General features: G+C 64.3%; 15 protein-coding genes. 5 read left to right on the forward strand and 10 right to left on the reverse strand.

Annotation, left to right across the window (positions count from 1 at the left end):
* Positions 1-1,353: EAL domain-containing protein (locus KH616_RS11655; RefSeq protein ID WP_292244271.1), on the forward strand; the 1,353-nt coding region annotated here is incomplete at its 5' end.
* Between the two features lie 39 nt (positions 1,354-1,392).
* Here KH616_RS11655 and KH616_RS11660 read toward each other — a convergent pair.
* The 4 genes from KH616_RS11660 to KH616_RS11675 all read right to left on the reverse strand — a co-directional run bounded on the left by KH616_RS11660 (position 1,393) and on the right by KH616_RS11675 (position 4,579).
* The gene (locus KH616_RS11660; RefSeq protein ID WP_292244272.1) at positions 1,393-2,259 is read right to left on the reverse strand and encodes a crotonase/enoyl-CoA hydratase family protein; all 867 of its coding nucleotides are present in this window, start codon (positions 2,257-2,259) and stop codon (positions 1,393-1,395) included.
* Between the two features lie 512 nt (positions 2,260-2,771).
* Complete coding sequence (locus KH616_RS11665; protein ID WP_292244273.1) at positions 2,772-2,936, reverse strand: hypothetical protein; 165 nt, start codon at positions 2,934-2,936, stop codon at positions 2,772-2,774.
* A gap of 441 nt (positions 2,937-3,377) precedes the next feature.
* Positions 3,378-4,103, reverse strand: coding sequence for a pirin family protein (locus KH616_RS11670; RefSeq protein ID WP_292244274.1), 726 nt, complete (start codon positions 4,101-4,103; stop codon positions 3,378-3,380).
* 215 nt (positions 4,104-4,318) lie between these two features.
* Entirely contained in the window at positions 4,319-4,579 is a 261-nt protein-coding gene (locus tag KH616_RS11675) for a DUF3331 domain-containing protein (protein WP_292244275.1), read from the reverse strand.
* 321 nt (positions 4,580-4,900) lie between these two features.
* On the opposite strand from KH616_RS11675, the gene KH616_RS11680 reads away from it, so the two are divergent.
* Positions 4,901-5,803, forward strand: coding sequence for a LysR substrate-binding domain-containing protein (locus KH616_RS11680; protein WP_292244276.1), 903 nt, complete (start codon positions 4,901-4,903; stop codon positions 5,801-5,803).
* A gap of 174 nt (positions 5,804-5,977) precedes the next feature.
* Positions 5,978-6,391 carry a DoxX family protein gene (locus tag KH616_RS11685; protein ID WP_292244277.1) on the forward strand — a complete coding sequence of 138 codons (414 nt, stop codon included), beginning with the start codon at positions 5,978-5,980 and terminating at the stop codon, positions 6,389-6,391.
* 67 nt (positions 6,392-6,458) lie between these two features.
* Here KH616_RS11685 and KH616_RS11690 read toward each other — a convergent pair whose 3' ends face one another.
* Positions 6,459-7,019, reverse strand: coding sequence for a hypothetical protein (locus tag KH616_RS11690; RefSeq protein ID WP_292244278.1), 561 nt, complete (start codon positions 7,017-7,019; stop codon positions 6,459-6,461).
* A complete protein-coding gene (locus KH616_RS11695) occupies positions 7,001-7,462 on the reverse strand; it encodes an autoinducer binding domain-containing protein (RefSeq protein WP_292244279.1) in 462 nt (153 codons plus the stop codon). The genes KH616_RS11690 and KH616_RS11695 overlap by 19 nt, the downstream gene beginning before the upstream one ends.
* 480 nt (positions 7,463-7,942) lie before the next feature.
* Between KH616_RS11695 and KH616_RS11700 the strand changes: the two genes are divergently transcribed.
* Positions 7,943-8,563 carry an HAD family hydrolase gene (locus KH616_RS11700; protein ID WP_292244280.1) on the forward strand — a complete coding sequence of 207 codons (621 nt, stop codon included), beginning with the start codon at positions 7,943-7,945 and terminating at the stop codon, positions 8,561-8,563.
* 58 nt (positions 8,564-8,621) lie between these two features.
* On the opposite strand, the gene pelG is transcribed toward KH616_RS11700, so the two are convergent.
* From pelG to KH616_RS11720, 4 genes are all read right to left on the reverse strand, one after another.
* On the reverse strand, positions 8,622-9,992 hold the full coding sequence (pelG, locus tag KH616_RS11705; RefSeq protein WP_292244281.1) for an exopolysaccharide Pel transporter PelG: 1,371 nt from the start codon (positions 9,990-9,992) through the stop codon (positions 8,622-8,624).
* Between the two features lie 21 nt (positions 9,993-10,013).
* Positions 10,014-11,669, reverse strand: a complete 1,656-nt coding sequence (gene pelF, locus KH616_RS11710) for a GT4 family glycosyltransferase PelF (RefSeq protein WP_292244285.1) — start codon at positions 11,667-11,669, stop codon at positions 10,014-10,016.
* A gap of 18 nt (positions 11,670-11,687) precedes the next feature.
* Positions 11,688-12,425, reverse strand: coding sequence for a tetratricopeptide repeat protein (locus KH616_RS11715; protein ID WP_292244282.1), 738 nt, complete (start codon positions 12,423-12,425; stop codon positions 11,688-11,690).
* 136 nt (positions 12,426-12,561) lie between these two features.
* Positions 12,562-14,019: a PelD GGDEF domain-containing protein gene (locus KH616_RS11720; RefSeq protein WP_292244283.1), complete on the reverse strand. Its 1,458-nt coding sequence runs from the start codon at positions 14,017-14,019 to the stop codon at positions 12,562-12,564.
* Between the two features lie 160 nt (positions 14,020-14,179).
* On the opposite strand from KH616_RS11720, the gene KH616_RS11725 reads away from it, so the two are divergent.
* On the forward strand, positions 14,180-14,532 hold a 353-nt coding region (locus tag KH616_RS11725; protein ID WP_292244284.1), incomplete at its 3' end, for a hypothetical protein.

A 14,532-nucleotide genomic window follows, 5' to 3' on the forward strand; every position in this document is an offset into this window, starting at 1 on the left:
TCGGGCGTCGACATCACCGAGGAGCGCAATGCGAAGCGGCGGCTGACCGAGCTGGCGAACACCGACGTGCTCACCGGCTTGCCGAACCGCCACGCGATCAGCGAACAGATCGAGGCGGCGCTGGCCGCCGAGACGGGCGACACGCTGCGCCAGGTCGGCATCCTGTTTCTCGACCTCGACAACTTCAAGCGGGTCAACGACCACTACGGGCACGTCACGGGCGACCGGCTGCTCAAGGACGTGTCGGGCATCATCAGCCAATGCTTGCCGGAGGACGCGACGCTCGCCCGGCTCGGCGGCGACGAATTCCTGGTGCTGTTCCGGCACGCCACGCGTCCGCAGCTCGAAGCGACCGCGCAGATCATCCTCGAACATCTGCGCGTGCCGATACATCTCGGCCTGGTGGAGGTCTATACGAGCTGCTCGATCGGCATCGCGCTGTACCCGCAGCACGGCGATTCGCTCGAAACGCTGATCCGCAACGCCGATACCGCGATGTACGTCGCGAAAGACGAAGGCAAGCATACGTATCGCGTCTTCGCGACCGAGATGAACCAGAAGGTCGCGAAGTACATGTGGCTCGACACCAATCTGCGCCGTGCATTGGAAGAGGAGCAATTCGTGCTGCATTACCAGCCGGTCGTCGACATCGCGACCGGCGACGTGCATGGCGTCGAGGCGCTGATCCGCTGGCAGTCGCCCGACCGCGGGCTGGTCGCGCCGACCGAATTCATCCAGTTCGCCGAGGAGTCCGGCATGATCGGGCCGCTCGGCCGCTGGGTCATGCGCACGGCGGCCGCACAGGCCGCGAGCTGGAAAGCGAAGGGCATGGCGACGCGCATCTCGATCAACATGTCCGCGCGGCAACTGCAGGATACGAACATCGTGCACCAGTTCGCATCGATTCTCGACAGCGTCGGCCTGAAGCCCGGCCTGATCGATATCGAGTTGACCGAGAGCTGTTTCATCGAAGACGAAGACATGGCGCTCGCGTTGATGAGGCAGTTTCGTCTGCTCGGCGCGGAGATTCATCTCGACGATTTCGGCACGGGGTATTCGTCATTGTCGCAACTGCAACGCCTGCCGCTCGACGCAATCAAGCTGGACCGCAGTTTCATCACCGGCATCGACCGCAATCCGCGATCGCAGGCGCTGGTGCGCTCGGTGGTCTCGCTGGCGCGCGCGCTGAATTTCTCGGTGGTGGCGGAAGGTATCGAAACACGTGCCGAGGCGGAATTCCTCAAGCAGATCGACGTCGATCATGCGCAGGGCTATTACTATGCGCATCCGATGACGGCGCCGGCATTCGAGGCGTGGCTGACGGAAAAAAGAAAGTTCAGGCTCATCGCCTGAACTTTCTCCGGATGCGACGTCAGGCTGCGGCAGCCGGCATCAGGTCACCGTGCGCAGCTTCGACACGCGCCGGTTCTGCAGCATCACGAGCCGCTCCATGTACGCCAGATCCTTCGGCTCGATCGTAAACGCCGCATGCACCCAATCCTCGGTGATGTCCATCAGCTCGGCGCGCGACAGCGGCAGCACGCGCTGGCGCGCGCGCAGCATCGCGCGGACGCCGTTCAGCTTGGGCCGTATCACGTCGATGAACGTGCGTGTCGCGAGATACGCGTCGCCTGCCTCGAACGTCTGGTCGACGAGCCCGCGCTCCTCGTGCCACTCGGCCGCATGCGGCTCGCCGCTAGAGATCAGTTCCTCCGCGAGCCGCATGTTCGCCTTGCGTGCAACGAGCGAGTAACCGCCCATGCCCGGGAACAGGTTGAAGGCGATTTCCGGGAAACCCAGCTTGACGCCTTTCTGCGCGAGCACGTAGTGGTGCGAGAGCGCCGCTTCGAATCCGCCGCCGAGCGCGCTGCCTTCGACCATCGCGATCGAGATCGCGCCCGTGCCGAAGCCGGTATAGATCTCGTGCACGCCGTCGATGCACGAGCGTGCGTACGCCATCAACAGGTCGCGCTTGCCGCTGCGGATCGCGTCGACGAAGAAGCTCAGGTCGCCGCCGACATTGAACAGTTCCGGAACGAGCGAACCGGTCACCCAGAAGTCGAACGGCAAACCGGAGTCGCGGGCGACACGCGCGAGCTGGATGATGTCGGTGACGAGTTGCTGGTTGAAGCAGGGTCGAGGCTCCGAACGAAGCATCATCCACATGATGTTGCGGCCTTCTTCGTAAAAGGCCTTCAATTGGGTCATCTCTCCGGCTTCATAAAACGGCCTGCATGCGGGATGTGATTGGAGTTGCATGGAAATGTCCTCGTCTAAGGTTGTGGCTGCTTGCATTGAGAAAACCGTCGCGATGGAATGACGCGCGATGCGTGAAAGCCGCATGCGCTCGGCCGCGCGGCATCGTCATTGTTGCGCGCACAAACTTGGGGGACATATCGCTGCGCCGCGTCCCGACAAGGGTTCGTCAATACGCGGAGGCATGATGGGCGGGCCGCGGCGGGCGGCCGTCAACGGGACGTGCTGCGTCGGAAAATGGACTTTCGGCGAACTTCGCGTATGAACGCAGCGAGGTAAAGGAAGGCAAACGATTCAACTTCGGACAAGCGCCGTGCGGCGAAATGTCTAAATCGCATTGCCTGCCATTCGTATTGCACGGGAAAGGAAATCGCTGCCTGGCGTGCTATTCCTGCGGAATAGGGCGAATGCGGTGCGTGCGGTCGACGCGCATCGCGGCGCGCGTGATTCGCGACGGGGGGACGCGGCGCGCATTCGATGAATCGATGGATGGACGCGACACGCGGACGTCGCGTCTATCCGGAGTGACGATGTGTGTGCGAGCGGTGATGCGGCCGCTGCGTGGACTTGCGGAGCAACCTGTCGCGTATCTTGTCCCGGCTGCGCGGCGCCACGAAGAACAGCAGCGCGAGCAGCAGGATCGAGACAATCACGGCGATCTGCACGATCCCGTTTTCCATAAGGCCTCCCGTCAGGAAAGGCTGACGATCCGCCGCGGCATGCGTTGCGCGATGATGCATGCGGAGCGGATCCGGAACTGCGCGACGACATCGTGATGCCGACGGCGCATGTCGTATCGAAGACGCATCCGGTTCGCACGGCGGCGCGTGTGGACGTACCGTTGCCGTCAGAAAGGGCGGATTCGCGTCGGCGCTTGCCGATGCGATCCACGGCGCGTACGCACAGTCAGCAGTGCGGATGGATCGAGCGTGACGATGTATCCATTGTAGGTATTCCCCGCCAGCATTGCCGATGCGGCGCGTGCGCCGGTCCGGCACAGGCTGGCCGGGTTGTCGTACGCGGTTTTCGTATGGCGGGCCGTACGCAACCCGCGCTTTCCCGTGAACGGAAAGGCCCCGCCGTACGGCGGGGCCGGCCCGGACGATCCGGCGAGCCGGGCGTCACGCCCACTCGGCGGTCACCTCGATCGGGCGCAGGTCGAACAGCAGCACTTCCGCCTGCTTGCCGTCCGAGAACGTCAGCGTGTCCTCGCCCCGCACGCGGGCGCCGTCGCCTTCGTTGAGCGTGACGCCGTTCACGGTCACGCTGCCGCGCGCGACATGGATGTACGCGAAGCGGTTCGGCGGCAGCGCGACGGTCGCGCGTTCGTCGCCGTCGAACAGGCCGGCGTAGATCCGCGTGTCCTGCCGCACCGCCAGCGAACCGTCGGCGCCGTCCGGCGACACGACGAGACGCAGCCTGCCGCGCTTCTCGCTCGCCGGGATGTTCGCCTGCTGGTACCGCGGCTGCGCCCCCTTTTCCGACGGCCCGATCCAGATCTGCAGGAAATGAACGGGATCCGTCTTCGAATGGTTGAACTCGCTGTGCGCGACGCCGGTGCCCGCGCTCATCAGCTGGACGTCGCCCGGCACGATCACCGAACCGGTGCCCATCGAATCCTGGTGTTCGAGCGCGCCGTCCAGCACATACGACAGGATTTCCATGTCGCGATGCGGATGCTTGCCGAACCCGCCGCCGGGCGCGACGCGGTCGTCGTTGATCACGAGCAGGTCGGAGAAGCCGACCTGCTTCGGATCGTAATAGCTGGCGAACGAGAACGTATGACGGGAACTGAGCCAGCCGTGCTCGGCGCGGCCACGCTGATTTGCTGCTCTGATTTCGAACATGATGGTTTCCCAGTGGATCGCCGGCGCGCCCGACGTGGGCGAGGCCGATCGATGACGGCAGCTTATGTCAATCTGTTTGACGAATAAACCGATGTGGTGGCAATCACTGTCTCATTCATGTGGACAATCCCATGCTGATCACGCGTGCGGCAAGGCGACATGGCGCGACGCGCCGTGCGGTCGCGCTGGACGGGCGATTCGTCGTGTTGTCGCATTCAGGATCCGCTTGCGAGCAGGTCACCGAGCGCGGCCGAAACCAGGATCATCGCGTGCGAATTGCCCGGCGCCGGGCGTCCACCTGGCTTGAACACCGCGTCTCCGCAGACGATTTTCTGTCCGGACAACGCACAAATACCTGAGCGCAGCGCACGGGTCGGTCGCCAGCGTTGCTCGCCATAATGCGCGCGGCCGGGTTCGACCCAGCGGACGAGCAGTAACTCGGGGGAGTGCTCGAGTATGTCGATTTTCGGTGCCACGTGTGTCGCCCGGTTGAACGGAAACGACGTCAGCGCTCAATCGCGCGAGGCGATGCATGGCGTGAATGGAAGCGAATCAATCGCATTTTTCATTCGAATTCGGCGCATGTGACGAATGCATTTTTTGTTCAAAAATTAAAGTTAGTAGTGCAACAATATTTTAAAAATATCGCATCGGCTGGATGTATGATTTCGCCATCCGAAGCGAGCAACCCGGCAGGTTGAAAGGGTGAGGAACCGATACCTCGCGGAGGATAGGCGAGATGATTCAGGCTGTCCAATACGTCGGGCGTCTTAATTTGATACGCGGAACGCATAACAATGGAATTATGGCAACTCAAGTATTTCCTCGCGGTCGCCGAGGAACTGAACTTCGGACGCGCGGGAGAACGGCTTCATGTCGCGCAGCCGACGGTCACGCGTGCGATCCAGTCGCTCGAATCAGAGCTTGGCGTGGCGTTGCTGCTGCGTGACAAACGTAATGTCGAGTTGACTCATGCGGGACGCGTTTTCCTCGAAGAGGCACGCGCGATTCTCGCGAAGGCGGAATCGTCGGTGCGTCTCGTTCGGCGAGCCGCGAGCGGCGAGATCGGCACACTCAACATTGGTTTCGAAGGCTCGTCGGCGCTGAGTTTCGTGCCGGTGGCGGCGGGCCTCTTTCACCAGCGTTATCCGGACATCCGCATCAATTTCTTCGAGATGCCGACGAGCGCGCAGATCGTCGAGTTGAAGAAATGCGCGCTCGATGCGGGCATTCTCGTATTGCCGATCAACGACGCAGAACTCGATGTCAGGTTCGTGTCGCGCGAGCCGCTGTGGGTCGCGATGTCGCCGGCCCATCGCCTTGCCACGCAGGAGCGCATTGCACCGGAAGACATGGCGGAGGAGCGCATTCTCGGACTATCGGCGCGCAGCGCGTGCGGCATCAACCTGAAGATTGCCGACGTGCTGGGTCATCATGTGGTCGATCCGATCGTGCACATCAGCGACACGTATTTGCGCACGGAATTCGTTCGCGCGGGGTTGGGCATATCGATCGTTCCGGCCTCGGTCGCGAGGACGATGGGGGATCAGGTGACGTTCCGGCCGTTATGGCCGGCTGCTTATCTCGACATTGCGGTGGCGGCCAGCCGGCATAACCCGCCGGATCCCGTCACGCAGCATTTCTTCGACGCGATGCGGCAGGCGAGCGACTTTACCGACGGCGTCCCGGACGATCGATGACACGACACGGCCGGCCTATTACGCCTGACAGCACCGGGCGCATCCGCAAAGCGCGTGAACCGCCGCATGGTCGGTCCGGAAGCGATGCCGAACCCCGTTGACGCATGCCGACCGGGCTTTCCGATATCGGCCTGCAATGAAAAATACTTAACGCATAAATTTGAGGTAATGACGATGAGATACCTTTCCCTGGAATCGCAAAAGGACGGCACGCTCCTCTTTGCACGTGTGCTGTTGATGGTGCTGTTCGTGTTGTTCGGTTGGCAGAAGCTCACCGGTTTCTCGGGAACCGTCGCTTACATGGCATCGACGGGCGTGCCCGTTCCGGGCGCGGCGGCGGCAGTCGCGGTGATCGTCGAACTGATCGGCGGCCTGCTGATCGTCGCGGGCTTCTTCACGCGTCCGGTCGCATTGCTGCTTGCGGTCTATACGTTCGTCACCGCGCTGATCGGCCATCCGTATTGGAAGTTGCACGGTATGGAGCAATATCTCGCGATGATCGATTTCTTCAAGAATGTCAGCATCAGCGGCGGTCTCTTGCTGCTGGTGTTGACCGGGCCGGGCAAGTATTCGGTCGACCGGCACTGATATCGCGCGCGACCCGGCAATCGTGCGAATCGCGGGGCACGATTGCCGGGCCGTTGCTCGCCAATCGTTACCGGCAGGTCGCGACCGACTGCTGGACGTCGCGTTCGACGACGAACATGCTGGACGACAGCGGCAGCATGATCACGCCCGAGCTTGCCTGTTCACCGTTCACGACCGAGGTCGCCGCGCCATTGACGGCAACCAGTCCGGTATTGGTGCTGATGTCGTTGAAGTACAGCGTTTCTGTCGTGGATGCACCGGAGGTGTCCGTAGTCTTCACGGTGGTGCCATTGACCGTGACCGTACCGACAGTCATGCCCCGGTCCGTGCAGGTCCATGTGCCGTTGAGCTCGGTGCCCGCGAGTACCTGCTGCTTGCCCGCATAGATCACGCCGGTGCGCAACACCGGGGGCGTCGCCTGGTTGTAACCGAAGCGGTCAATGACCAGGACAGGGCCTCGATCGCCGGCCTGGAAGCTCAGAATGCTGAAATCCGAGCCGCTCAGTTGGACGTGCATCAGGCCATCGGAGGGGTTCTTCACCAGCTTAAGCGCGACCTGGCTCGGTGTGCCCGAACCTGCGACGGCATCGCACGTACCCGATGCGTTGATCAGGCCGCTGCCGCCCACTGAAGACACTCGTGCTCACGGGAGGTCAGCGCGGGCAGCGAAACGCCGGACGTTGCCGCGTCGAGCCGCCGCACCGCTTCATGGAGATGGAGAGCGGTCAATACAGCGAGGCCGAACATCGCGCCGGTATGGCGTTGCGAACGCTCGGGATCGTCGTCAGACGCCACGCTGAACAAAGCACGCGTGTGATCGAAACCGTTGATCGGAATCGTGATGCCGGTTGCCAGGCCGTGTTCGCGGGTTTCATCGAACACGCGGTTTCGCGCTGACTGCAGTTCGTCGGCATCCCAGAGGATGGGAAGGTTGCTGGTCGTGATCAGCTTGACGACGGGATCTGCCGCAACATGTCCCGCTATCCTGATAGCGGCGTATCCAGGTCGTTGGATAAGTTGTGAAGATGTGCTTCGTATAGAGCTTTTCTGCAGAGACGACGTGGTGGTCATCCCTGAAGAAGGGTCTGGCGTCACCGGCGACAAGCCGGGGCGAATAGAAGAACCGGGCGTAGCCCAGGTTGCCTGCGTGGCGTTCCATGAAAGCGGCGATCTCGGTATGCGAGCTCGCTGTCAGCAATCCTTCGAACGTGTAAAGGGTCGACCTCACAGGTTGCCATCCTCTAGACGGTTAAGAACGCGGCATTGCAATCCAGCGGCCGTCGAACGCGGAAGGAAATCAATGCACGCCCGTCCGGGATTTTAGCCGACCCGGGTTCGGCCCATGCGCCCGGCAGGACGCGCGCCGCGTGTCTTTGACGAATAGGAAGATGTCAAGGACAGACCGGGTCAAGTGCTTCGTCCCGGCAATTGATCGCCACATCGGAACAGGGTCGTCTCAGGGAAACACAACACAATGCGAGCGTACTGACGGCCCCGCCGTGCCCGTCTGTTATCTTCCGGGGCATCCAGACCTCTTCCCCCGCAATTCCGATGACCGACCGCATCGTTGCCGCCTTCGATTTCGACGGCACCATCACCACGTCCGACAGTTTTCGCCATTTCGTCCGATACGCGATTGGCCTGCCACGCTTCGCGTGGGCCGGCTTGCGTGCGCTGCCGTGGATCGTCGCTATGAAGGCGGGCCTGATTTCGCGCGGCGACGCGAAAGCAAAGTTCGCCTGGTTCGCGCTCGGGCCGGCCAGTGCCGATTCGCTCGATGCGGTGGCGTGCCGCTTCGTCGAAGCTGTCCTGCCTCGCCTCGTGCGTCCGGAGATGCTCGAGCGGGTTCGCGAGCATCGCGCGCGTGGACATGCGGTCGTACTGGTCAGCGCGTCGCCGTCGCTGTACCTGGAGAAATGGGCGGCGTCGGTCGGCTTCGACGCGGTGCTCGCGACCCGGCTGGCGTTCGAGCAAGGCGTGTTCGCGGGCCGGCTCGACGGCGAGAATTGCTGGGGGGCGCAGAAAGTCGTGCGATTGCGCGCATGGTGGGGCGACCGGCCGCCCGAGCAGCTGTTCGCCTATGGCGACAGCCGCGGCGACCGGGAGATGGCCGCGCTGGCGAACCGGTCATGGATTCGGGGCCACGGGGCGATGCCGCGGATCGACGGTTGACCGCGGCGCAGTCCCGAGCCCGGATGCAGGAAACGTCTGGCGATGCCGATCGCGCGATCTACTGCAGCATGAAGATCTCGTATTCGAGTGCATCGAGCTTGCGGTCCAGCCACCATAGTCCGGCCAGCACCACCACCAGCAGCGAGACGGCAAAGCCATATCCGTAAAACACCGGCCCGGCCAGCAGCGTGATCACCGTCAGGCCTGCGTTCAGCGCGCAGAACGTCGCGATCAGCACGAGCGCGGGACGCCGCCGGTCCAGATAGACGAAGCTGTTCAGGATCGCGAGAAACACGATCTGCAGGCTGGTCGCGATGACCTGCACCGACAGCAGCGGCATGTAGAGCGGCGATATGCCCATGGCGTCCAGCAGCATCGGGCCCGACGCGAACACGATCAGCACGGTCACGGTCTGCACTTTCACGATGTCGAACACGGCGCTGCGCAGTGACTGCGCCATCGCATCGTGCGCATATTCGATCTGCTGCAGCGAGCCGCCGTCGCGAATCGCGGTGTTGAAGGCGCTGTAGTGCCGCGCGAATTCGGTCTCGACACGCAGCAGGAACACGGCCATCCCCGGCGTGATCGCGAGGTAAGCGAGGAAGATCGGAATGTCGTAGATGACCGACGCGTGAAGCGGCCCGAGGACTTTCTGCCCGGTGCTCGGCCAGTACCAGAAGATGATCTTGTCGATCCAGATGGCGACGTTGTACAGCAAGCCGATCAGCATCAGATCGGGATAGCGGAACTCGCGCCGGAACAGATCGAACGCGATCAGTCGGGACGCGGAGAAGCCGCCATAGATCCGGCTCAGCAAGAACAGCAGCAACATGGTCTGGCCGACCACGAATCCGTAGAGCAGGCCTTCGAGGCCGAAGCGGCGCAGCCCGATCGCCGCGAGGGTGGTCACTGTGTAGCCGATGAAGAATGCGCGCAGGATCGCGGTGTATTGCTTGAGGCCGGCGAGGAAGACACTGCCGATCCAGATATCGCACAGGAGCACGAAGCCGGTCACCATCAGCGCGCGGTACAGCGTGCCTTGCGCGCTGAACGCGAAGGCGGCGACGAGCACGCCGAGCGCGATCGCGCCCAGGGTGACCGTCAGCAGCGCACCGGTGAAATTCGGCAGGATCGAGTCGATCCGCTTGTCGAACAGGCGGTCGCTCGTGAATCGTGTCATCGTGAGCTGCATCGGCCCGGTGGCGATCAGGCTTCCGGCGATCAGGTAGGTCGCGGACACCTGGAAGTCGGACACGATCGCATCGGGCAGCAGCGACGACGCGCCGAGCAGCCCGACGAGCAGGATGCCGACGATCGACCAGATCCACGGGCCGGCGCCGACGAGCCCGGCATACGCGTAGGCCCGCATGATGCCGAGCAGCGAATTGTGCCGGGCGAGCCGGCGCAGCTTGATTCCGATGGCAGCCATCGATTGCTCCTTGGGCGCGTCCTAGTTGCGCGATGCATAGGGACACGCCGTGCCGGTGCCGCGTGCGGGCCCCGGGTCCGGCATGTGCCGGTCGGGCGCGCCGGCCAGCGTTGCGTACAGCGCGCGGTACGCGCCGACCATCCGTTCCTGCGAGTAGTAGCGCTCGACGCGCGCGATGCCGGCGCGTTGCGCGGCGCGCCACGCGTTTTCGTCGCCGAGCAGGTCGAGCGCCTCGCGCGCGAGTGCGACGGGATCCGCGATCGGGACGACCCGGCCGGCGACGCCGAGTGCCGCGTCGCCGGCGTCCGAACCGTGGATCAGCTCGCTGCATGCGCCGACGTCGGTGGTGACGACCGGCACGCCCGCGGCGAACGCCTCCAGGACGGCGAGCGGCAACGCTTCCGAGATCGAGCTGAGCACGAGCACGCCGATTCTCGGCAGCAATTCGTCGATGCGCTGCAGGCCGAGCAGCTTGACCTTGTCGGTCAGGCCGAGCCGGTCGATCAGCTCGCGGCATTCGGTGGCGTAGGGCGGATCCTCGTTTTCCGGGCCGGCGATCCAGGCTTCGGCTTCCGGCATCGTCCGCACGACGGTCAGCATCGCGCGAATGAAGGTCTTCACGTCCTTGATCGGCACGACGCGCCCGATCAGGCACAGCACCTTCGGTATGGCGTCGCTCCGTTGCGCGCGCAGCGGCGCGAGGCGCCGCAGATCGACGCCGTTCGGGATCGTGCGCGTCTTCGGCGCGGGCGCGCCGTCGAGCATCTGTCTGCGCCGGTTGCCTTCATACAGCGCGACGATGTCGTCGGCGGCTGCGTAGGTCATCCTGCCGAGCGACTCGAAAAAGCGCGCCCACATCTCGTGGAAATAGCCGATGTGCGAGGCGTCGTACTCGATCCGGTTCCGGTTGTCGCGGATCCACTGGCTCTGGAACAGCTCGATCTTGCGTTCCTTCGTATAGATCCCGTGTTCGGAGATGAGAAGCGGGCGTCCCTGGCGGTGCCGCAGCATCGCACCGAGAAACCCGGCATAGCCGGTCGAGATCGCGTGGTACAGGCGCATCGGGATCAGCTGTTCGGCGATGCGGGCGAGCTGCCACAACGGCCGGTGCATCAGGCGAACCGACCAGAAGTAGTCGGTAAACGACGGGTCGCTGCAGTGCGCGCGATACTGGTCGGTCAGGAACGTCCACGCATCCGGGCTGTACAGGAAATGCAGTTCGCCGAGGCGGTGGTCGTCGGTGAGGTCGTCGACGACGCGCCGCACCAGCCGGTTGTCGAGCGGCACGTCGGCGGGGCGGCGCAGCTGCTCGTGCAGCAGGGCGATGCGCTCGAATGCTTCGCGGTCGCCGTGCACGCCGTGCTCCTGGACCGGCGGCGGATCGCCGTCGTACAGATAGTGGTTCTCGAGATGGACGACATTCGCGGGCAGCATGTAGGCCATCTTCGGATAGTCGTCCGGCTTGCTGCCGAGAAAGCACAGGCCGAACGTGTACTCGGGGAACGCGCGGATGATGTCGTGCACCCAGGAGGAGACCCCGCCATTCACATACGGATACGTGCCCTCCAGCAGCAGGCCGATGTCGGCGAATGCGGCACGCGGCAGTGCGTTGCCGAGCGCGTCGGTCGCGGCGGACGGGCGGTCGCCGCGATGTGTATCGAAGCCAGCGTCGCGCATCATGATTCGAATTCCTGTTTACGTTTTCCAGTACGCGGCCACCTGGGCGAGCAGGTGCGGCGGCACCTGCGGCAGGTCGTCGAGATAGCGGTGCACCGCCGCGTAGTCGCGTCGCAGATAGGCGATTTCCGCGAGGTAGGGCAGCACGCGCAGCCGCGGAAAGCCGCAGTCGATCGCCTTCGTCAGCATCGCCTCGGCGTCGTCGAGGCGGCCGGATTCGAATGCGAGACGGCCGCGCAGCCGCCAGAGCGCGCCGTCGTGCGGGTGGGCGCGCAGCGCGCGCGACGCATGTGCGTCGGCCTGCTCGATGGCGTTGCGATAGACGTCGCCTTCGACGAGACGCGCATAGACCAGCTCGGAATACAGCTCGGAAAGGATCTTGTCGATGCGATAGCGTTCGTCGTCGGGCAAGGGCCGCGCGAGCTTCGCCCGTTCGATGGCGATCTGCCGCGTCACGCGCTTTTCGCATTTGTCGAGCATGCCGTAGGCGAGCAGACGGATGTCGTCGGCCGGATCGTTCAGGAGCGCGTGCAGGATCGGGCTCGCAGCCCGCACGTGCATCGTCTGCATCGCGACGAGCGCGGTCACGCGGTGGCCGGTCGCGGTCTGTCGGTTCAGCAGGCCTTCCTTGACCTGATGCTCGTGCGCATACGACAGCGTCGCAAGCAGGTGCGGCGCAAACTGCGGCTCGCGCACGAGCACGATCAGCGCGCGTTCGTCGAGGCGCGGAAACGCGTGCAGGCGCCAATGGTTCACGGCGTGAGCGAAGGACCGGCATGCGTCGCGCACGGCGTGCCATGCCCGCACGACCGGCGTCGCCGCGGGCCGGCCGGCAGCGGGCTGTGCGGTTCGGGCGATGCGCGCACGCGCAGGGCGTGCGGCGCGGGAGGCGTCACGCGGCGTCATCGCAGTGGGCCATCAGTTGGGACAGCTCGCCGTCGGATGGCGTGCCGTCGAGCGGAACCCAGCGCGCAACGATGCGCGCTTCGGAAAAACCGATGCCGAACTGGCTGCGCACGTCGGCCTCGATCCGCTGAAGTTGCGCGTCGACGGCGACGTCGGTGCACAGCGGCATGATGAATACCAGACCGTGCCTGCTGCCCGAGCGCACGACCCACTGCACGTGGTAATCGAGGTTCGTGCGCTCGACGTAGTCGAAGATCGCCTGCGCCTGCCTGCTGGTATCGAACAGCAGCATCACCAGCGATGACGTCGCGCCGCTCCGGCGTTTCAGGTCGGCTAGGCGGGCGTATTCGAGCGCGAAGTCGTACGGGCAATCGGGGAACCGGCGCAGCAGGTCCTGTGTGATGGCCGCATGCCGCACGCCGTTCGCGTAGTAGCTGCACAGGACGAACATCAGTTGCAGGTTGTTCGCGGTCAGCGCGAGGAAGGGCAGGTGCGACACGACGAGCACGCCGACGGTTTCCTCGCCGGCGCCGACGAGCGGCGCGCACGCGATATAGCGCGTGCGTGCGCGCTGCTGCACGTCGAGCGACTCGATATGCGCGAGCGCGAGTTCGTCGAGCGCGGTCGCGATCAGCGGATCGTCGATATCGAGCTCGAACGGCTGGCCGATCACCGCGACGGGCGGATCGACCGGCAGGCCGCCTCGCAGTGCATGAATCTGGGCCGCTTCGACCTGGCACGCCTGCGTGATCGCTTCCAGGAAGCGTTGCGCGCCGGGCAGGGCCGACTGGTTGCCGGAGGCGGCTTCGTCGCGCAGCGTGACGTCGCGCAGTTGCGCGAGCGCGTCCCGCAACGTGGTCGGCATGACGAGCAGATCCTGCTCGAGCTGGTCGTGCGACATCCGCAGCAGGAACTGGTTGTTCGTCAATACCGACAGCCGTTCGCTCAGGTAGCTGTTCGACACGCGCGCCTGCGACAGGCGTGTCGCCCATGTGTCGCTGAACTGGCCGGCGACCAGCATGGTGACGAAGCCGCCGACGAAATAGTCGCGCGGAAAGACATCGGCGAGCGGCAGGCGCGCATAGAACACACCCCACGCGGCGAGCAGCAGCGCACCGCCGCCGATGCCGGCGACCGTGCCGTACCGCAGCGCGACGAAAAGCGGCAGCAGCCACAGCCACGGAAACGGTCTTGTGAGCAGCAGCGGGTCGGCGGGAGACAGGAGGCGGCATACGGCAAAGATGGCGGTGGCCACGACGAGCGTCTCGAGCGCGACGTACGATGCGGCGTGATCGCGGGGAAGCAGCGATGCGAAGCGGGCGGCCGTGGTGTGGTGACGGAATCGCGAGCGCAGGCTGGCACGCTGGACGGGCTCTTGCGCGCGTTCCTGCGTGCGCTCGCCGGTTCGCGCGCCTAACCGCGTCGACTTGGTATTGATGGCCATCGAAAACCTCACGCGTCCCCGTGGGTACTTATCCTTGCGGTCGCCGTCCAACTGGCGGCGACACTGTTGTCGTTGTTATCTCGTGCTTCACCATGCCGGGCCGAAATGCACGAACGACTGCGCTGGCATTCCGGTCAGGGGGCGCGTTGTGCCGAATGCGATGAAAATCTTTCGTGCCGAAATGCGTGAGACGCCGGGAATCATGATCCATGCTCCGCAAAGGTCGAGCGGCAACGCGCGTGTGCGCTGTCGTTGCCGCCTCCCGGCAAGACGCAAGGAATGTACCTGTGATCGGGGCTCCTTGCGCAACGCGCAAGGGCCGGCGCGCTCCGGCGATCCGCATGCCGAAGCGCGCCCTATTCGTTTCATCGCTGAAACATCGCCGCCGCGACCGGCGCGCGGCCGGCTGCGGGTGAACGGCGGTCGCACGCGTGCCGCATCGGCTGAATACGCGGGCGATGGATCGTGCGATATCGCCGGGGGCCGCGCTCGCCATCCGTTGCGTCGGCAAGG

This window comes from Burkholderia sp. (assembly GCF_018375725.1).
In the GTDB taxonomy this organism is placed as follows: domain Bacteria; phylum Pseudomonadota; class Gammaproteobacteria; order Burkholderiales; family Burkholderiaceae; genus Burkholderia.